This window comes from Pseudonocardia wallangbongensis (assembly GCF_054486945.1).
In genome coordinates this window covers 18416-37239 of the sequence record NZ_JBRERS010000019.1, presented here as the reverse complement: position 1 = coordinate 37239, position 18824 = coordinate 18416, and the positions used below count along the sequence as shown (strand labels likewise).

The 18824-nt window shown below is 70.9% G+C and carries 18 protein-coding genes; 11 read left to right on the top strand and 7 right to left on the bottom strand.

Translation table 11 applies throughout. The features are described from left to right. The first annotated feature begins 28 nt into the window (after positions 1–28). On the top strand, positions 29–544 hold the full coding sequence (locus ACU436_RS39155) for an ATP-binding protein (protein WP_459032193.1): 516 nt from the start codon (positions 29–31) through the stop codon (positions 542–544). Positions 545–790: 246 nt separating this feature from the next. Here ACU436_RS39155 and ACU436_RS39150 read toward each other — a convergent pair whose 3' ends face one another. Next, a complete protein-coding gene (locus ACU436_RS39150; protein WP_459032192.1) occupies positions 791–3151 on the bottom strand; it encodes an FdhF/YdeP family oxidoreductase in 2361 nt (786 codons plus the stop codon). A 275-nt stretch (positions 3152–3426) separates the two neighbouring features. Between ACU436_RS39150 and hpf the strand changes: the two genes are divergently transcribed. Together hpf and ACU436_RS39140 are read left to right on the top strand one after the other, a co-directional pair. Further along, positions 3427–3783, top strand: a complete 357-nt coding sequence (gene hpf, locus ACU436_RS39145; protein ID WP_459032191.1) for a ribosome hibernation-promoting factor, HPF/YfiA family — start codon at positions 3427–3429, stop codon at positions 3781–3783. Then, positions 3780–3974, top strand: a complete 195-nt coding sequence (locus tag ACU436_RS39140; protein WP_459032190.1) for a hypothetical protein — start codon at positions 3780–3782, stop codon at positions 3972–3974. Before hpf ends, ACU436_RS39140 begins: the two co-directional genes overlap by 4 nt. A 27-nt stretch (positions 3975–4001) precedes the next feature. Here ACU436_RS39140 and ACU436_RS39135 read toward each other — a convergent pair whose 3' ends face one another. After that, complete coding sequence (locus tag ACU436_RS39135) at positions 4002–5126, bottom strand: AI-2E family transporter (protein WP_459032285.1); 1125 nt, start codon at positions 5124–5126, stop codon at positions 4002–4004. 361 nt (positions 5127–5487) lie between these two features. Between ACU436_RS39135 and ACU436_RS39130 the strand changes: the two genes are divergently transcribed. The 4 genes from ACU436_RS39130 to ACU436_RS39115 all read left to right on the top strand — a co-directional run bounded on the left by ACU436_RS39130 (position 5488) and on the right by ACU436_RS39115 (position 7980). Then, entirely contained in the window at positions 5488–6147 is a 660-nt protein-coding gene (locus tag ACU436_RS39130; RefSeq protein ID WP_459032189.1) for a hypothetical protein, read from the top strand. After that, positions 6144–6638, top strand: coding sequence for a hypothetical protein (locus tag ACU436_RS39125; RefSeq protein ID WP_459032188.1), 495 nt, complete (start codon positions 6144–6146; stop codon positions 6636–6638). The genes ACU436_RS39130 and ACU436_RS39125 overlap by 4 nt, the downstream gene beginning before the upstream one ends. 55 nt (positions 6639–6693) lie before the next feature. Beyond that, positions 6694–6849, top strand: coding sequence for a hypothetical protein (locus tag ACU436_RS39120; RefSeq protein WP_459032187.1), 156 nt, complete (start codon positions 6694–6696; stop codon positions 6847–6849). A gap of 90 nt (positions 6850–6939) precedes the next feature. Further along, a complete protein-coding gene (locus tag ACU436_RS39115) occupies positions 6940–7980 on the top strand; it encodes a hypothetical protein (RefSeq protein WP_459032186.1) in 1041 nt (346 codons plus the stop codon). A gap of 189 nt (positions 7981–8169) precedes the next feature. Here ACU436_RS39115 and ACU436_RS39110 read toward each other — a convergent pair whose 3' ends face one another. Next, complete coding sequence (locus ACU436_RS39110; RefSeq protein ID WP_459032185.1) at positions 8170–9402, bottom strand: MFS transporter; 1233 nt, start codon at positions 9400–9402, stop codon at positions 8170–8172. 456 nt (positions 9403–9858) lie between these two features. On the opposite strand from ACU436_RS39110, the gene ACU436_RS39105 reads away from it, so the two are divergent. Beyond that, complete coding sequence (locus ACU436_RS39105; protein ID WP_459032184.1) at positions 9859–10188, top strand: SpoIIAA family protein; 330 nt, start codon at positions 9859–9861, stop codon at positions 10186–10188. A gap of 47 nt (positions 10189–10235) precedes the next feature. On the opposite strand, the gene ACU436_RS39100 is transcribed toward ACU436_RS39105, so the two are convergent. Both ACU436_RS39100 and ACU436_RS39095 read right to left on the bottom strand, forming a co-directional pair. After that, on the bottom strand, positions 10236–10853 hold the full coding sequence (locus ACU436_RS39100; protein ID WP_459032183.1) for a TetR/AcrR family transcriptional regulator: 618 nt from the start codon (positions 10851–10853) through the stop codon (positions 10236–10238). A gap of 16 nt (positions 10854–10869) precedes the next feature. Next, the gene (locus ACU436_RS39095; RefSeq protein ID WP_459032182.1) at positions 10870–12048 is read right to left on the bottom strand and encodes an FAD-binding domain; all 1179 of its coding nucleotides are present in this window, start codon (positions 12046–12048) and stop codon (positions 10870–10872) included. Between the two features lie 191 nt (positions 12049–12239). Here ACU436_RS39095 and ACU436_RS39090 point away from each other — a divergent pair, with 191 nt between their 5' ends. Further along, a complete protein-coding gene (locus ACU436_RS39090; RefSeq protein ID WP_459032181.1) occupies positions 12240–13190 on the top strand; it encodes a cytochrome c oxidase assembly protein in 951 nt (316 codons plus the stop codon). Further along, the gene (locus ACU436_RS39085; RefSeq protein ID WP_459032179.1) at positions 13187–15469 is read left to right on the top strand and encodes a heavy metal translocating P-type ATPase; all 2283 of its coding nucleotides are present in this window, start codon (positions 13187–13189) and stop codon (positions 15467–15469) included. Before ACU436_RS39090 ends, ACU436_RS39085 begins: the two co-directional genes overlap by 4 nt. A gap of 160 nt (positions 15470–15629) precedes the next feature. Here ACU436_RS39085 and ACU436_RS39080 read toward each other — a convergent pair whose 3' ends face one another. Further along, positions 15630–16121 carry a MarR family winged helix-turn-helix transcriptional regulator gene (locus tag ACU436_RS39080; RefSeq protein WP_459032178.1) on the bottom strand — a complete coding sequence of 164 codons (492 nt, stop codon included), beginning with the start codon at positions 16119–16121 and terminating at the stop codon, positions 15630–15632. A 150-nt stretch (positions 16122–16271) separates the two neighbouring features. Between ACU436_RS39080 and ACU436_RS39075 the strand changes: the two genes are divergently transcribed. Further along, on the top strand, positions 16272–17612 hold the full coding sequence (locus ACU436_RS39075) for a chloride channel protein (protein WP_459032177.1): 1341 nt from the start codon (positions 16272–16274) through the stop codon (positions 17610–17612). Between the two features lie 136 nt (positions 17613–17748). Here ACU436_RS39075 and ACU436_RS39070 read toward each other — a convergent pair whose 3' ends face one another. Next, positions 17749–18660 (bottom strand): slipin family protein, encoded by a 912-nt coding sequence (locus tag ACU436_RS39070; protein WP_459032176.1) that lies wholly within the window; start codon positions 18658–18660, stop codon positions 17749–17751. Positions 18661–18824: the final 164 nt, after the last annotated feature.

Here is an 18824-nt window from a genome sequence, read left to right as displayed (position 1 = left end):
TCGTGCAGGCCGGGTACCTGGTAACTCGATGGATGACAACCCGGACGGATTCGGCGAGCCGAGTGCCCGGCCGGGCTGGAATCCGCCGGTCCCGCATCCACCACCGGGCTGGATCCATGATCAGATCCTGGATGCTCGGGCGCCGCTGCAGATCAGCGCAACCGCCGCTGCGAGTTCCGCCACCTGGGCTCGCCGCGAGTTCGCGGGCTGGCTCGCCGTGGACGTCGCTGCGGGCGATCTGTTCGACGACCTCGTCCTGGTCGTATACGAAGCTCTGGCCAACACCGTCGACCATGCCTACGTCACTACCGGGATCGGCACGGGACCCGTCGAGCTGACAGCTCGCCGCTCTCACGAGGCGATCCACATCACCATCGCCGACCGGGGCGTCTGGCTCGACGCTCCGGCCACCGAGACCTTCCGCGGCCGGGGCCTGGAGCTGATCCGGCTACTCGTGAACGAGGTGTACCTCGAGCTCGGCTCGACCGGCACGACCGTGCACCTGTGCACGGCGCTGCCACCCCCGATCGCAGCGCCACCGTGATGGACGTCGTCGTGCAGAAGCACGACGCAGCAGGGTCGACTCGAGTGGGCTGGGCGTCCTGGACGCGAGGCGCAGCCGGCCCTCTTCGTCCCTCTCGCCGGATGCCAATCTGAAGTACCGACATGTCAAGGTCCTCCGGTGGACGTCGCGGACGTGGTCACCGGGGTCTGGGGCAATGTCGAGGAGTAGCGGCTTGGGGCAGGTCCGGCACCCGCTCGAGCGCAGTAGGTCTCCGCAGAGCAGAGGTCAGGAGAGGTGCTCGGGCTGGGGGCTGTGCTTCTCGTCCGCTCCCACCCTGCGCTGGGTTCCGTTCTGGCCCTCTGCCGGTGGGGCCGCCCGGGTGAGCCCCACGATCACCGACTTGGACGCCGGCTGGTGGCTGCCCTCGGCCGTGTGGTCCAGCGGCACCAGCGGGTTGGTCTCCGGGTAGTAGGCCGCGGCGGTTCCGCGGGGGATGTCGTAGGCGACGATCCGGAACTCGCGTGCGCACCGCTCGACGTCGTCGTCCCACGACGTCGTGATGTCGACGTGCTCGCCGTCGTCGAGGCCCAGCGCGGCGATGTCGTCGCGATGCACGAACACCACCCGCCGCCCGCCCTCGACGCCGCGGTAGCGGTCCGACAGCCCGTAGATCGTGGTGTTGAACTGGTCGTGGCTGCGCAGCGTCTGCAGGAGCAGATGGCCCTCGGGCACCTGCAGGACCTCGACCGGGGAGACGACGAACTCCGCGCGCCCGGACTCCGTCGGGAACGTCCGCGAGTCCCGCGGCGGGTGTGGCAGCAGGAAGCCGCCCGGACGCCGGACGTTGACCTCGTAGCTCTCGCATCCGGGCACCACCCGGGAGATGTGCTCGCGGATGCGGCGGTAGTCGTCCCGCATCCCCGTCCAGTCGATGCCGTGCCGGTGACCGATCGTGGCCTCCGCGATCCCGGTCACGATCGCGACCTCCGAGCGCAGGTGCGGGCTCGCCGGGGGCAGCGGGCCGCGCGAGGAGTGCACCGAGCACGTCGAGTCCTCGACCGAGATCCATTGCGGCCCCGTGGCCTGCACGTCCTTCTCGGTGCGCCCGAGTGTCGGCAGGATCAGGGCGGTCTCCCCGCAGACCAGGTGGCTTCGGTTGATCTTGGTGGAGATCTGCACGGTCAACCGGGTGCCGCGCAGCGCCGTCGCGGTGACGTCGGTGTCCGGCGCGGCCTGCGCGAAGTTGCCACCCAGCCCGACGAAGACCTTCACCACACCGTCGCGCATCGCCCGCACCGAGTCGACGGTGTCGATGCCGTGCTCGCGCGGCGGGTCGAACCCGAACTCCCGCTGGAGCGAGTCCAGGAAGGCGTCCGGCACGCGCTCCCAGATCCCCATCGTGCGGTCGCCCTGGACGTTGGAGTGCCCACGGACGGGGAAGAGCCCGGCGCCGGGCCTGCCGATGTTGCCCTGGGCGAGCGCGAGGTTGGTGATCTCCTTGATCGTCGCAACACCGTTGCGGTGCTGCGTGATCCCCATCGCCCAGGAGAACACGGTCCCACCCGAGTCCTTCAGCATCTGCGCGGCCCGCGTGATCTGGTGCCTGCTCAGCCCCGTCGACGCCTCCACGTCGGCCCAGTCGATCGCGGTGACGTGCTCCTTCCAAGCGTCGAACCCGGTGGTGTGCCGCGCGATGAAGTCGTGGTCGAGCGCGCCCCATTCGACCAGGAGCGAGCCGATCGCCTGGAACAGCGCGAGATCGCCGTTGACCTTGACCGGCAGGTGGAGGTCCGACAGCGGCGTGCCGCGCCCGATGACGCCCCGCGGCCGCTGCGGGTTCTTGAACCGGGTGAGCCCGGCCTCGCGCAACGGGTTGATCGTGAGGATCTTCGCGCCTCTGCGCTTGGCCGTCTCCAGGTGGGTGAGCATCCGCGGGTGGTTGGTGCCGGGGTTCTGACCGGCGATGACGATCAGCTCGGCGGTCTCCAGGTCGCTCATCACCACGCTGGCCTTGCCGATGCCGATCGACTCCTGCAGCGCGATCGACGTCGACTCGTGGCACATGTTCGAGCAGTCCGGCAGGTTGTTGGTGCCGAACGCGCGCACGAAGAGCTGGTAGGCGAACGCGGCCTCGTTCGACGCCCGGCCCGAGGTGTAGAAGGTGGCCTCGTCCGGGCTGTCGAGGGCACCCAGCTCGTGTCCGACCAGGGCGAACGCGTCGTCCCACGCGATCGGCTCGTAGTGCGTGCCACCGGGCCAGCGGACCATCGGGTGCGTGATCCGGCCCTGCTGGCCCAACCACATCTCCGAGTGCGCGTCGAGGTCGGCGATGCTGTGGCGGGCGAAGAACTCCGGCGTCGCGCGGACGGTGGTGGCCTCCTCGGCCACGGCCTTGGCGCCGTTCTCGCAGAACTCCGCACTGGCCCGGTGCCCAGGATCGGGATCGGGCCATGCGCAGCTCATGCAGTCGAAGCCCTCGGCCTGGTTGAGCCGGAGCAGCGTCTGTGCGGTGCGGGTCGGGCCCATGCGCTCCAGCGACCGCTTCAACGCGACCGCGACGCCGGGCACCCCGGCCGCCCAGTCCTCCGGCTCGTGGATCCGGAGGCCCGACTCGTCGTAGTCCTCGATCCGGCGCTTCTGCTGCATGGACGACCCCTACCCATCTCGCGCGGGATCACCCCTGGATCGGCGAGATCGCGGCCGATGTCTCACTCGGGTGGTTGGCCTCGGACCCCCGGGCGGGCGAGCGGATCATCCGAGATCCGAGCGACGGAACCTGTCCCTCGGCGCCGACGATCTGGCCGGCGGCGGCGGAGAACTCCGGCTGCGACGGGCGGAAACAGGAGTAGGGTCAGGTTGTCGAGGACGTTCGAACACATCGGCCGGATGAACTCGAGCTCGACAACCTCAGGAAGGCCGAAATGGACGCGGCAATCGAAATCGTCGTCACAGGCCACCACATCGCCCGGCCCGACCACTACCGATCGTTGGTCACCGCGAAACTCGACAGACTCGATCACCTGGACCGCAACGTCGTCCGTTATGACGTCGAGCTGAACCACGAGCCGAACCCGCGCCGGGCGAAGTCGGCCCAGCGGGTCGTGATCACAGGCCGTGGCAGGGGCCCGGCCGTGCGCGCCGAAGCCGTCGGAGTGGATCTGCCCGCGGTGTTCGACGACGCGGTCGGCAAGCTGAAGGGTCGGTTGTGGCGGCGCCATGATCGCCTCGTCCGACGTTCCCGGAGCCGCCGGACGCCGGCCGGAACGAGCCGGTCGTGAAGAATCTCAGCGCTTTCGAGTTCGACGACCTGGCGGTGCTGCTCCGTCTCGATCCGACCGATCCGGCCGATCAGGCAGATATCGAGGCGCTCGACGAGATCCTGACCCGCCGCCGGACCATGAATTCCACCAGCGACCGGACGTCTCGGAACCCGGTGGCATTGCGCCTGGTTCCGGATCCGTCGCCCTGAACCGGCCGAGCCGACGTGCGGTGCATGTCAGGGCGAACCGCCGGACGCCGGGTTGAGCGTCGGTTGCCGGTCCATGTCGGGTTCGTCGGGGCCGGTGGCCTCGGGCTCGCTCGTGTGTACGTCCTGGGGCCGGGTGTCCCGGTCGGCGTCGCTGAGGAGTGAGCGGATCCCGGAGTTCAGGACTGCGAGGAGCGGCACGGCGAGCAGTGCTCCGGCGATGCCGGCGGTGAGCAGCCCTGCGGCGATGGCGAGGATCACGGCGAGGGGGTGGAGCTTCACGGCCCGGCCGAGCAGCAAGGGCTGCAGGACGTGGCCCTCGAGCTGCATGATCCCGACGATGATGGCCAGCACGATCAGAGCGGATACAGGGCCTTGCGCGACGAGTGCGACGAGTACCGCGACGCCGCCGGTGACCACGGCGCCGATGATCGGCACGAATGCGCCGAGGAAGACCAGCGCGGCCAGCGGGACGGCGAGCGGGACGCGGAGCGCGGCCAGCCCGATCCCGATGGCGACGGCGTCGACGACCGCGACGACCGCGGTCGCCCGGATGTAGCTCACGAGTGCGGCCAGGCCGCGCCGTCCGGCCACGTCCACCCGGGTGCGGGCTTCGGCCGGCGCCGCGTGCAGGAGGAACTGCCAGATGCCTCGCCCGCCGTGCAGGAAGAAGATGAGGGTGAACACCACGAGCAGTAGCTCGGTGAGGATCCCCCCGATCGTCGCGGCGGTGGTGAGCGCCCCGGCGGTGATGGACGATTGGTTGGCGCTCAGCGTCGTCAGCATTTCGTCCTGGACGCTGCGCAGCTGCTGGTCGCTGAGCTGCAGCGGGCCCGTGGTCAGCCAGCTGACGATGGCGTCGATGCTGGAGGAGAGCTGGTTACCCAGATCGGGAAGGCCGCGGATGAAGGTGATGATCACGAACGTGAGCACGCCGCCGAGTCCGGCCAGTCCGCCGATCATCACCAGCGCGGTCGCCAGGGCCCGGGGAACGTGGTGCCGGGTGAGCCAGGTGACGGCTGGTGCCAGCAGGGCGGCGAGGAGCAGGGCGATCGCGACGGGGACGACGATCGCCGCCAGGTAGGCCACCACTACGCCGATCACGGCCAGCGCGGCGACGACGACGAGCAGCCGCCAGCCCAGGGCCGCACCGATCAGCAAGCTTCTGGGGACGAACGCTCGGCTGTCGTCCGGTGGGTCGGGCCGGGCTCGCCCGTCCCCGGCCGGCTGAACGGCCGCGGCCGGATCCGCTGGAACAGGCGCAGGCGGGCGTCGTTCGGTGGTCGCCATCGCGCCTCCCTCGTCGTGCTCGTCCGTGGCATACCCGCTGACGGCCTGCGCACGTCAACTCGCCGGCCGCCCTCACCGGCGGGAAAAGGCCCACTATTCCCGAGGAGCTGCACACTAAACTCGAATCCGGTACTTTCCTCGAGGTTTGGTGCCTTCGACGGATCGGGTAGACCCCGATCATGGGTCACTCGCACGAGTGGTTCATGACCTGTAGGGAGGCACAGCGGTGAACACCGCCGTTCTCATTCTGATCATAGTAGTCGTGGTACTGCTCGTCGCGGGCCTCGCTATCGGCATCCCCTTCGCGCGACGCAAGCGCTCCGAACGCCTGGAGGAACAGTTCGGACCGGAGTACGAGCGAAGCGTCTCCGAGACGGGCGACCGCAAGGCGGCGGAGACCGACCTGAGGGAACGTCAGCGTCGGCACAGCACTCTGGAGATCCGCGACCTCCGCCCCGAGGAACACGATCGATTCCAGGAGTCCTGGAACTCCGTCCAACGTGGTTTCGTCGACGTTCCGGTGCGGGCGTTGGAGGACGCCGACGGACTTGTCATCGAGATCATGCGCGTTCGCGGGTACCCGGTGGACGACTTCGACCGGCGGGCCGAGGACATCTCTGTCGACCATCCCGACGTCGTGCGCCATTACCGTGAGGCACGCGCCGTTCGCGATGCCTCGTCCGGCGGCGCAGTGAGCACCGAACAGCAGCGCCGCGCCCTCACGTCATACCGCTCGCTGATCGAGGCCCTGCTCGGCTCGCGCACGACGCGGCAGGGAGTGGGGCCCGTGACGAACGCGCCAAGGACGAACGCGCCGGGGACGAATGGAAGAGACACCGGCCACCGAGCCGACACGAACCGGCCCAGCGAGGAGCGAACGCCGTGACAACCTCTGACCGACACGCCGATCTCAACCCGACTCGCGCCTCCACCGGCTACCCGGAGCAGAGCCGCGCGGGCACCGGGCAGCGGGTCGGCGATCCCGCCGAAGCCCGCACCCGCACCGACGCTGCGCGCAGGAACAGTGCGGCCGATTCGCACGCAACCGACACCCACGCAACCGGTACCGCCACGCCGAGTGGCGGGCGACACGAACCCGACAGCGGCACCCGCGAGGCCCTCGTCCCCGGACCGCGGTCCGCGGCGTACAGCGCGCGCTGGGACGAGGTGAAGGGTGGTTTCGTCGACGAGCCCCGGCAGGCCGTCGCCGCGGCCGACCAACTCGTGAGCGAACTGCTCGAAGAACTGCAGGAGCTGTTCCGCAACCAGCGCCACGACATCGAGCAGGGTCTGGCTGCCGACGAGTCCTCCACCGAGGACCTTCGAGTTGCGCTGCGCCGCTATCGCAGCTTCTTCGACCGGCTGCTCTCGGTCTGACAGACACGCGGCCGCGAACCACTCAACCGATTACTGGAACTGAAGGGGTACCTGCATGATAATTCTCGGACTGATTCTCCTTGTCGTCGGCTACCTCACCGGCATTGGCCTGCTCTATACGGTGGGCGGGATCGTGCTGGTCGTCGGCGTCGTCTTCTTGATTCTCGGCAGGGTCGGCCGGCCGGTCGGCGGCCGAAAGGCGTGGTTCTGACCTCGCCGATCGGGAAGCACCGAAAGAGCGATGAACGAGGCCACCAGGAGAGGAGCCGACCACGACGGGCCGACTCCCACTGCCGGCAGGATGAACCGGTGCATCGTCGGTCTGCTCGCCGATCCGGGCCTGCCCTCCGCCATTGCTCGCGACCTCGTCGACCTCCTGCCCGAGCACCTCGGGCGGGAGGTCGACGGTTCTGTGGAATGGACGGTGCACAGCACGCAGGAGCCGTTCGAGGTCGCCCCGGACGCAGAGCGGGTGATCGACAAAGCCCGTCGGCGGGTGCAGGGCTCACGCTGGGACGTCGCCGTGTGCTTGACCGACATCCCGCTGCTGTCCGGGTCGGGTGTCGTGGTCGCCGACATCAGCACATCCGACCGCGTCGCGCTGGTCTCGTTGCCGGCCCTCGGTGGCCTGCGCCTGCGTACCCGTACCCGGGACATCGTCGTCGCCGTCGTCGCGGAGCTGGTCGGCAACGCGACCGTCCCCGTGCCCGGCCCTTACGCCCAGCGCGCGATACCCAGCACCGACGACATCGACGGCGAACTCGTGATGCGTCCCGGCCGGGGCCACGCGCGCCTGCTCGCCGGGATAGTCCGCACGAACCAGCCGTGGCAACTGACGCTCGGGCTCTCGACGGCGCTTGCCGCCGCGGCCACGGGCAGCGTGTTCGGCATCATCTACTCGAACGTGTGGGCGCTCGCAGTTGCGATGCAGCCATGGCGGCTGGTCGCGGCGACGGCCGGTGCGCTCGCCATCTTCGTGGTGTGGCTGGTCGTGGGGCACGACCTGTGGGACCGGCAGCCGCGGGCCCGGCGCCTCGTCCGGCTGGCGAACACGGGGACCGTCCTCACCGTCGTATGCGGTGTGCTGCTGTTCTACGTCACGCTCGTCGTGCTCAACCTCGCCGCGGCCGCGACGTTGCTCCCCCCGGACCACGTCACCGCGACGTTGGGCCGCCCGGCCGGGCCGGTCGAGTTCCTCAGGATCGCCCTGATGGCCTCCGTGCTCGGTCTGGTCGCCGGCGCCGTCGGCTCCGGTCTCGAGGACGACGCCACCGTCCGGAGGGTGGCCTACAGCACGCGCGAGCAGCAGCGCCGTGGCCAATTCCGGGGTGTGAGCGTTTAGCTACCCAGCGGTGATGCAGCACACCTGCCCAGTGCGGGTGTCCAAACGCTTGCTGTTCGAAGGCCTCGGGCTGGACGGTGACGAGGCCACCGGCGCGAACATCGTCGAGGTGGCGCTGGAGGCCCCGCTCGAGCAGATCGCGATCAACAATCGAATGGCGTCGCTGCTCGCGCCAGTCGTTTCGTGCAGCTATTCGGTGTGGTTGTCGCGGAGCGTCAGCAGGGTGAACACCGCGACGACGACGAACAGTGCGGCCAGGATGAGGTAGCCGAGGGTGAGCGAGACCGCGGCGAAGGCGGCTGCGGCCGCCGGGCCGACCATGAACGAGATCGCCTGGGCGCTGGCGGCGATGCCGAACGCCGTGCCGCGCTGGTCGCGCGAGACGCTCGTGGCGATCAGCGTGTTGCTCGCTGGGAGCAACGCCGCCTGCAGGAGCGAGGTCAGCGCGAAGAACGCCACGTAGGCGGCGACGTCGGGGGACACTGCGAGCAGCACGTGCACGAGCGCCGACACCGCCATGCCGCCGGCGATCAGCCACCTGAACCAGCCGGGCTTGGACAACCGTCGGACCGCGACCACACCCAGGACGCTGGCCACCCCGGCGACGGTGAACGCCACCCCGACGGCGCCGGTGGCCGCCTCGCCGGTGAAGCCGGCCAGCGAGAGCGGCGCCATCAGCCGCACCATCGACCCGGTGGCGTAGACGACGAAGCAGATCAGGATCGCGACGGCGAACTGGACCGTGATCAGGCTCCGGTAGCTCGTCTGCTGGTCCTGGGCCGCCGTCGCGGCCTTCGGTGCCGGCGCGATGCTGTCGCGGGGGACGATGAACCACACCAGCGCGGCCCCGAGCGCGGGCAGCAGCGCCGAGGCCAGGATGGCCCCCCACATCCCGAACCCGACGGCCAGGATGGCCCCGATCGACGGGCCGACCGTGTTCCCCAGGTACTGGGCGGCGGTGACGGTCCCGAGGCCCTTGCTCAGCTTCGATTCGGGCACGGTCACGCTGGTCAGCGCCACCGCGGCCGGGATGAATCCGGAGAACAGGCCCTGGCAGGTCAGGGCGACCGCGATGTGCCAGGGCTGGGTCGCCGCGACCATGATCAGCGTGGTCACCGTCGCGAAGAACAGGGCCCGGATGTACATGAGTTTCCGGCCGTGCCGGTCCGACAGCACGCCCCAGACCGGCCCCGCGACCAGCCGCGCGATCCCTTGTCCCGTCATCGCGATGCTGACCCAGAACAGGGCGTTCGCGTCGCTCGTCGCGCCGAGCTCGCGCATGTAGAGCGGAAGGAACGGGAACCAGAAGTTCATCGCGCAGCTGGCCGCGAACGAGCCGGACGCGATGGCGAGCACCGGCCCCGAGTCGAGCCGCCCGGTGAGCGACCTCCGCACCGAAGTGGACGAGTTGGCAGAGGTCACTGCGACAACGTTAGCTCAGGGCAACTAGGCTGTGTCCGGTAAGTCCGTGCGCAGCCAGGACACGACCGAGGCGATGATGATCTTGGCGCGGAGGTAGGCGGCGCGTTTCGCGTAGCGGGTGGCCGGGCCGCGGAACTGCTCGAGCCGGTTGAAGCAGCGGTCGAATCGCCGGCCGCGGGGGTGAGGACCTCCGCGGGCCGGACGAACCACGAGCCATCCCGTGGGGGTTGACGGTCTCACCGGTCCAGCGCGGTGCCGGAGGCATCGACACGGCCGCGCCACTGCCGGCTGACGCACCGGGCAACTGGGCGCAGGGCGTGGCCTGCGAGATGTCGTCTCGCGCTTGAATCCGGTACATGGGTACGGACCTAGCCTGGACGTCGGGCCCGCCGGGCCTGTCGTGCGGCGCGAGGGAATGTGACGATGCTCGAGATAATGGCCGGGAGTGAACGCGATGTGATCGCTGTCCGCGCACGTGGCGTGCTCACCGAGGACGACTACCGGGGCGTCCTCGTCCCGCGGCTGGAGTCGGCGTTGGAGACCACCGCTCGAATCCGGGTGTTGTTCCTGATCGAGGAGACCTTCCAGGGCTGGGACGCGCGTGCCGCCTGGTTCAACACCCGCCTCGACCTGCGCCACCGTCGGCACTTCGAGAAGGTCGCGATCGTCGGGGCACCCATCTGGGAGAAGTGGTGCGCCAGGCTGGCCAACCTGGTCATCGCCGGCGAGATCAAGACCTTCGAACGTGGCGAGTTGACCGATGCGTGGACGTGGCTGCGCGCCTGACCGTGCTCGTCGTCGCTACGTGGCCGGTTGCAGGCGGAGGCGGCTGCTCACGGCTCCAGCGTCCGGCGGATCATCCCGACGAGGATGCTGACGAGACGCGGCAGGTCCGTCTCGCCGGGCTGTTGCGCGATGAGCCAGGTGTCCATCGCCTGGCCCATGCCGAGTAGGACGGCGATCAGGAGGTCGGCGGGGAGGTCGGTGCGGACCGCGCCGATGCTCTGGCCGGTGGTGACGGCCCGCTCGACCCAGGGTAGGACGGCGCGTTCGAGCTCGTGCTGTGCCTGTTGCAGGGTGGGGTTGCCCAGCGCCGCGAGCCAGCCTCGGATGAGGGTGGTCAGCTGGGGGGAGCCGCCCAGCCGGGTGATCGCGTCGAGGTAGTAGCGCTCCAGCGTTGACCAGAAGGTGTCCGGATCGGTCTCCGGCGGGACGACCAGCGGTCCGAGGTCGGTGAAGAAGCGCTCGAACTCGACGCGCGCGACGTGGGCGTACAGGTCTTCCTTGCTGTCGAAGTAGTAGTACATCGAGCCCTTGGAGATCCCGGCCGCGTCGATCACCCGGTTGAGGGAGGCGTCGTGGAAGCCGTGGGCGGAGAACTCGTCGAGGGCGGCGTGCAGGATCACCTGCTGTTGCTCCGGTGGGAGCCGTGCGAAGCGGGGCCGGACCATGTGATCGGACGCAGCGTCAGTTGGCCGGCAGGGCCGGGAGTTCGACGGCGTCGCGCAGGCTCCTGCCCATGACGAGGTTCCCGACGTGCGGCAGTCCCATGAGCCTCATCACCGTGTTCCGTACGAGGAGCTGGAGCCTACCTCGCGGGGCGAACGCCAGCCCGAGCCCGACGGCCGCGTCCTGCTTGGAGCGGAGGAACGGCGCGAGGCGCTCGCCGTAGCGGGTGAAGGCCGTGACGTGGTCGCCGTTCGAGCGGGCCAGCTCGGCCGCCAGCACGTATGCCTCCGCCATGGCGAGGGCGGAGCCCTGACCGGCCAGCAGCGAGGGGCACGCAGCGGCGTCGCCGACGAGGGCCACCCGGCCACGCGTCCAGGACGGCATGCGGATCTGGCTCACGCGGTCGAAGTAGAACGTCGTGGCCGACGGCATCGCGTCGAGGATCGCCGGGGCCTCCCAGCCGGTGTCCGCGAGCCGGGAGCGGAGCAGCGCCTGCTGCGCGGCCGGGTCGTCCGCCGGTGTGCCGCCGTCGTGGCGCAGGGTGGCCAGGAACAGCGTGACGTCGTCGCGTAGGGCCACCCGGATCAGCTGGAAGCCGACGCCGGCGTGCATCACGGCCGTGAGCTCGTCGCGCGGGCGGTAGCCGGCCACCTCGAAGGCGGCGACGACGATGCCGAGGTAGTTCTCGAACCGTTCCTGGGCGCCGAAGGCGAGCGCGCGGACCTGTGAGTGCAGACCGTCGGCCCCCACGACGAGGTCGAAATCGCGTTCGCCGCCGCTGCGGAAGGTGGCGCGAACGCGTTCACCGTCGTCGTCGAGAGCTTCCACGGTGTCGCCGAAGACGGTCTCGACCTGCCCGTCGAGCGTCGAGCGGATCGCCGCCGCCAGATCGGAGCGCGCGATGCTGACGTACCGGTCGGTCGACCCGATGAACGTGGAGGGATCCAACGAGCCGATGCGCCGCCCATCGGTCCCGACACTTCGCGCTCCCGTGAGCCGGTACCCGCTGCGCTCGAGTTGGGGCACGATGCCCATCCGCTCGGCGACGTCGAAGCCGGCGCCCCAGAAGTCCACCAGGTATCCCCCGCGCCGTGGCTCGGGAGCGCGTTCGACGAGCGTGGGCTGGTGTCCGGTGCGCAGCAGCCAGTAGGCCAGCGTGGGACCGGCGATTCCTGCGCCGACGATGAGCACCTTCACGAGGCGACCTCCAGAGTCTGAACCGGCAGTTCGACCACTAGTCTAACCATTGGTCGTGCGAGGTTGCCCGGCTCGGGGGGGCGACCGGGTGCGTGGCTACCCGATCTCCGCTCCCGGGGAACTCGCGGTGCCGGCGAAGCGACCACTAGTCACCGGCAACCGTTGGCCGTGCCCGATGAGGAGGCGATGCGGTGGGGGAGCCCTCCGGCTGGGGCCAGGTTCTGGCCACCTGGCGTCCGCATGCCGTGCTGGACGCGCTGCTCGTCCTGATGACGCTCGGCTACCTGATCGGCGTGTTCCGCCTGCGGTGGCGGGGTGCGCGGTGGCCCCGGTGCCGGTCCGCGGCCTGGTTCGTTCTCGTGGCCGTCGCCCTGGTCGCCGTCGACGGGCCGGTCGGCGGCTACTCGGACGTGCTGTTCTGGGTCCACATGGTCCAGCACCTCATGTTGATCATGGTCGTGCCGGTGGCCTTGCTCTGCGCCGCACCGCTGCGGTTGCTCGCGACGGTGAGCCGGCCGGTGGAGCGGCTTGCGGGGTCGCGGCAGTTTCGGCTGCTCACCCACCCCGTCATCGGCATCGGCCAGTACGCCGCTGTCGTCGTCCTGACCCACCTCACGGGGTTCCAGCAGGTGTCGATGGTCCGGCCGGAGGTGCGCGCTCTCGAGCTGGTCGGCTACGTGGCGAGCGGGTGGCTGCTGTTCCTCCCGCTCGCCGGTGGGGAGCTCGGGCCGTGGCGCCTGCCGTCGCTGCTGCGGATCGCGTTGCTGGCCCTGAGCATGGGGGTCGACACGATGACCGGTGTCGTGCTGATGCTCACCCCGTTCGCGCTCGCGCCGGCCTACGGCGCCTCGCGTCCCGGGTGGGGCCCTGCGGTGCTCGCCGACCAGGAGACCGCGGGGGCCGTGATGTGGTTCGGCGGCGACGTGCTGATGGTGCTGGTGATCATTGCAGTGGGTATGGCGTGGGGCACGACGTCCCGGGCGCAGGACGGGTTCGGGGACTGGCTCGACGGGGTGCGCCGCCGGGCGTTGCTCGGTGTGGACGACGAGTCTGGCGCGGCAGCCGACGTCGACGCCGACGACGATGCCCTGCGGCGCTACAACGCGGCCCTCGCGGAGCTGCACCGGAGGGACGGTCGATGAGCACGCTCGGGCACACGGCGGTGCGGCGGTCGGACGAGCGGGACGGGCGTACGTTCGAGATCGTCCTCGGCGGGATGACCTGCGCGGCGTGCGCGAGCCGGGTGGAGCGGAAGCTGAACGAGCTCGACGGCGTCAGCGCGACGGTCAACTACGCGACCGAGCGGGCCCGGGTGCACGCCGCCGCCGGCCTCGACCCGCGGCTGCTGATCGATGAGGTCGAGCGGGCCGGGTACACGGCCCGGCGGGTGGACGACGTCGCCGTGCCGGGCCGGCGGGACGGGCGGGACCGCGTCGTCGACCTGCGCCGGCGGCTGGGGGTCGCGGCCGTGCTCGCGGTGCCCCTGTGCGACCTGTCGCTGGCCCTGTCCCTGTTCCCGGAGTTGCGCTTCCCGGGATGGCAGTGGGTGTGCCTCGTCCTCGCCGCACCGGTCGTCGGGTGGTGCGCGCTGCCGTTCCACCGCGCCGCGGCGCGCGGGCTGCTGCGGGGCACGTCCACGATGGACACGTTGGTCTCGATGGGCGTCCTCGCGGCGACGGGCTGGTCGCTGTGGGTGATGGTCCGGGGCGGTCCGGTCGAGCCAGGTCTGGGGCGCAGCTTCGCGGCGCTGTCCGGTGGGGACCACGCGCTGTACCTGGACGTCGCGGCGGGCGTGACGACGTTCCTGCTGGCGGGGCGCTACTTCGAGGCGCGGGCGAAACGCTCGGCGTCCGCGGCGATGCGGGCTCTGCTGGCGATGGGCGCCAAGGACGTCGAGGTGGTCCGGGACGGCGGGCGGGCCCGGATCCCGGTCGCCGACCTGATGGTCGGCGACCGGTTCGTGGCCCGGCCGGGCGAGACGGTCGCGACCGACGCTGTGGTGGTGGAGGGCGCTTCCGCGCTGGACACGGCGATGATGACCGGCGAGCCGGTGCCCCGGGAGGTGACGGTCGGGGACGCCGTGGTCGGGGGCACCGTGAACCGCGGAGGCCACATCGTGTTGCGGGCCACCCGCGTCGGGGCCGACACGCAGCTGGCGCGACTGAGCCGGCTCGTCCAGCGCGCGCAGGAGGGCAAGGCGGCCGCGCAGCGGTTCGCCGATCGCGTCGCGGCGGTCTTCGTGCCGATCGTGCTGCTGCTCGCCGTGGTGACCGTGGTGGGGTGGGTGGTGCTCGGCCGCCCGGCGGAGTCCGCGGTGACGGCCGCGATCGCGGTGCTGGTCGTGGCCTGTCCCTGCGCGCTCGGGCTGGCCACCCCGACCGCGATCCTCGTCGGGACCGGCCGGGGCGCCCAGCTGGGTGTATTCCTCAAGGGGCCGGAGGCGCTCGAGTCCGCCCGGCGCGTCGACACCGTGGTGTTCGACAAGACCGGGACGCTCACCACCGGCGTGATGAGCCTCGTCGAGGTGGGGGCGGCGCCGGGCGTCGACGCCGACCGGGTGCTGGCGTGCGGGGCGGCCGTCGAGTGCGGTTCGGAACATCCGATCGCCGCCGCCGTCACGTCCGCTGCCGTCACGTCCGGGCTCGCGACGGGCTCGAGCGGGACGGGTGCCGTCCCGGGGTTCCACGCCGTCCCGGGGCTCGGTGCGTACGCCGAGGTCGACGGCCGCACCGTCGTCGTCGGCCGTGAGCAGCTGGTGCGCAACCAGGGCTGGACGGTGCCCGCCGAGGTCACGGAGCGGCGGCGCGAGTGGGAGTCCCGCGGCAGGACCGTGGTCGTCGTCGGCTGGGACGGGACGGCGCGCGGCCTGCTCGCCGTGGCCGACCGGGTGCGGCCCACCAGCGCGGCGGCGGTCGCCGAGCTCCGTGGGCTCGGCCTGCATCCAGTGCTGCTCACCGGCGACAACGCGACGACCGCAGCCGCCGTCGCGGCCGAGGTCGGGATCGACGACGTCCGTGCCGAGGTGCTTCCGGAGGACAAGGCGGAGGTGGTGCGCGCGCTGCAGGCCGACGGGCGAAAGGTCGCGGTGGTCGGCGACGGCGTCAACGACGCCGCGGCCCTGGCCTGCGCGGATCTGGGCATGGCGCTCGGCCGCGGCAGCGACGCCGCGATCGAGGCGGCCGACATCGTGCTCGGCCGCGACGACCTCTCCGTGGTGGCCGACGCAGTCCGGCTCGCACGGCGCACCGACACCACCATCCGGGCCAACGTGGCGTGGGCGTTCTGCTACAACGTCGCGGCCCTGCCGCTCGCGATGACCGGCCTGCTCGGCCCGCTGGTGGCGGGCGCGGCGATGGCCCTGTCGTCGGTGTTCGTCGTCTCCCACAGCCTGCAGCTCGGCCGGTTCCGGCCGGGCCGATGACCACCGATGCCGTGACCGGTCCACGCCGTGCGGGCGTGGCTGCTCGGCGGGCTGCCGACCGTGCCCGCCGTAGTGCGCGTCCGCGGCCGGGCACGCACCGAGGGCGGACCGCTCCTCATCGGCGAGCGGGGCCGTCGGGGTGGCCAGGTCGAACGCGCCGTCAGCCCTCCATCCCGAGCCCGACGGCGAGGTCGCGCTCCGGCGACTCGCCCGCGGCGTCCGCGACGGCCTGCAGCGCGGCGACGACGAGCCGGTGGCGGTCGGCGGGGACGGCGGCGAGCAGCTGCTCGAACTCCTGGCGCCGGCGGCGGGTCACCTCGGCGACGAGCGCACGGCCCGGTTGCGACAGGCCGATCCGGTAGGAGCGGCGGTCGGACGGCATCCGGTGCCTGCGCACGAGACCGGCCCGCACCAGCCGGTCGATCAGCCGGGTCGCCGACGAGGGGTTGATCGCGAGGGCGGCGGCCAGGTCGACGGCGCGCAGCGGGCCCCGTCCGGCGAGCAGGACGAGCACCCGGTACTGCGGCAGGCTGACGTCTCCCGCTGCGGCGAGCGACCGCGCCGCGACCGCGACCAGGACCCGGCTGGCCCGCATGACGGCGTCGACGAGCTCGCCGTCGCCCAGCTCGGGCCCTGCGCGGTCCGGGTCCACGAGTTGAGCCTCTCACGCGGGTGAGATGCCCCATTCAGGGTGTCGGATGATCATTGCCTGATGCAAAGGTGTTCCCATGCAACGAACTTGGTCGCCGCGGTGATCGATGGATTCGGCTCGGGTCGGGTGCTCCGGGCGGTGCGGGACCTGATGCGCTCACGGCCTGCGGGTCTCGTGGTGTGCGCGGTGCTGGTCGGTGTGGGTGCCGGTGTGGGCGCCGTCGCGTTCCGGTATCTGATCCTCTGGTTCACCCTGCTGTTCAGCGGGACGGCCGACTACAGCGATGCCGGCATGCCGCCGCATCCGTGGGTCCCGTCGCTGGGCCCGTGGTTCCTGCTCGTAGCGCCCGTCCTCGGCGGCCTGCTGTACGGGCCGCTCGTGTACCGGTTCGCTCGCGAGGCGCGTGGGCACGGTGTCCCCGAAGTGATGTACGCGGTGGCCCGCAACGACGGGCGGATCCCGCCGAGGGTGGCGGTCGTGAAGTCGCTGGCCTCGGCACTGTGCATCGGCTCAGGCGGTTCGGTCGGGCGGGAAGGGCCGATCGTCCAGATCGGCTCGGCGCTCGGGTCGGCGCTCGGACAACTGCTGCGGGTCCCACCGCAGCGCCTGCGGATGCTCGTGGCCTGCGGCGCGGCCGGAGGAATCGCGGCAACGTTCAACGCCCCGATCGCCGGCGTCTTCTTCGCCCTGGAGATCGTGCTGCGGGCGTTCAGCGCTCAGGCGTTCGGCGTCGTCGTCCTCTCGTCGGTGACGGCGTCGGTGATCGGGCGGTCGTTCCTGGGTGACGAGCCTTTCCTGCGGTTGCCGCCGTTCACGCTGCACTCCCCGGTGGAGTACCTGCTCTACGCCGGATTGGGCATTGCGGCGGGGCTCGTCGGCTGGGCGTTCGCGAGGGTGCTCTACGTGGTCGAGGACGCGTGCGACTGGCTGTGGCGGTGGCCGGAGTGGCTTCGTCCCGCGGCGGGAGGGCTCCTGCTCGGTGCCGTGCTTCTTGTGCTGCCGCAGATGTACGGCGTGGGATATCCCGTTCTCGAAGCTGGTGTCACGGGGCGGTACGCGGTGTGGATGTTGCTCCTGCTGATGGTCGGGAAGATGGTCGCCACCAGCCTCACCATCGGGATCGGCGGCTCCGGTGGAGTGTTCGCGCCGTCGCTGTTCGTCGGGGCGATGGCGGGCACCGCGTTCGGGACGGTCGTGGCCGAGCTGTTCCCGGCGTTGGGGATCTCGCCGGGCGCGTACGGGCTGGTCGGCATGGCCGCCGCGTTCGCAGGAGCGAGCCACGCCCCGATCGCCGCGCTCGTGATCGTCTTCGAACTGACGCAGCAGTACTCGATCATCCTGCCGCTGATGGCCGCGGTCGCCCTCGCCGCCGGGGTCAGTCACCTGGTCTCGGACCGGACGATCTACACGTTGAAGCTGGTGCGACGCGGCGTCGACATCGACACGGACGGGACCGCCGCGATCCGATACGCGGCCTCACCGTCGACGTGATCGGCCCGCAGGGGAGCGGTGCGGCTGCGGTGCAGGGCCATGGTGCCGGCCTCCTCCGCCGGCCGGCGCACTCGGCACGGCGCCGTCCGGTCTCGATCGGACACTGCGGCCCGGACCCGCGGTGAGCTGGACGCTCTCACGAGCGACCTGCTTCCGGATCTGTGGCGACCGCAGGCCTCCTGCCGTCGTCTCCGTCGGTGTGCGGGCGCTCTGGCCGGGGTGCAGCGGAACCGGCGGGAGGCGGCGGATGGATGGCTGCGGCGGCAGACGCCGGGTTGATCCGATCGCCGCTCGAGCTGCCGGTGGCGTTCTCGAAGAAGCGCAGGAGCTCCACCGGCAGTGGCATCACGAGAGTGCTGTTCTGCTCCGACGTCACGTCGCTGACGGTCTGCAGCAACCGCAGCTGCATCGCACCGGGCGTGTCGGCCATGACCCGGGCGGCGTCGGCGAGCCGGGCCGAGGCCTGGAACTCGCCGTCGGCGGAGATGACCCGCGCCCGGCGGTCCCGCTCGGCCTCGGCCTGGTGGGCCATGGCGCGGCGCATGGTCTCGGGCAGCGCGATGTCCTTGATCTCCACCCGGTCGATCGTGATCCCCCAGTCGTCGGTCGGGGTGTCGATCACCGCCCGGAGCTCGGAGTTGACCTGCTCCCGGTCCGACAGCATCGTGTCCAGGTCGGCGCGGCCGATCACCGAACGCAGCGACGTGCGCGCCACCTGCGAGATCGCCCCCAGGTAGTTCTCCACGTTGACCACAGCCTTCACCGGATCCGTGACCCGGAAGTAGACGACGGCGTCGACGCTGAGGGTCACGTTGTCCCTGGTGATCGCGCCTTGCGGCGGCACGTCCAGCACGATCGTCTGGACCGGCACCTTCACCATCCGGTCGGCCACCGGGATCATCAACCGCAGCCCCGGCTGCCGCACCTCGGGCAGCAACCGCCCGAACCGCAGCACCACACCCCGCTGGTACTGCTGCACCATCCGGACACCGCTTCCCGCCAGCAACACGACGAGGGCGATGACCACGATCAGAAGCGTCGTGACCACAGATTCCACATCCTTCGTTCGACGCCGGCCCGGTCGTCCGGACCGATCCGGCTCATGCCGGGTGACGCTTCTCGGTGGCGGCGAGTAGCAGCCACGGGACTACGCCGAGTGTGGTGACAGCTCCGAGAACGGCCCATCTCGTCGGGCGAGGTCGGGGTCGCTCG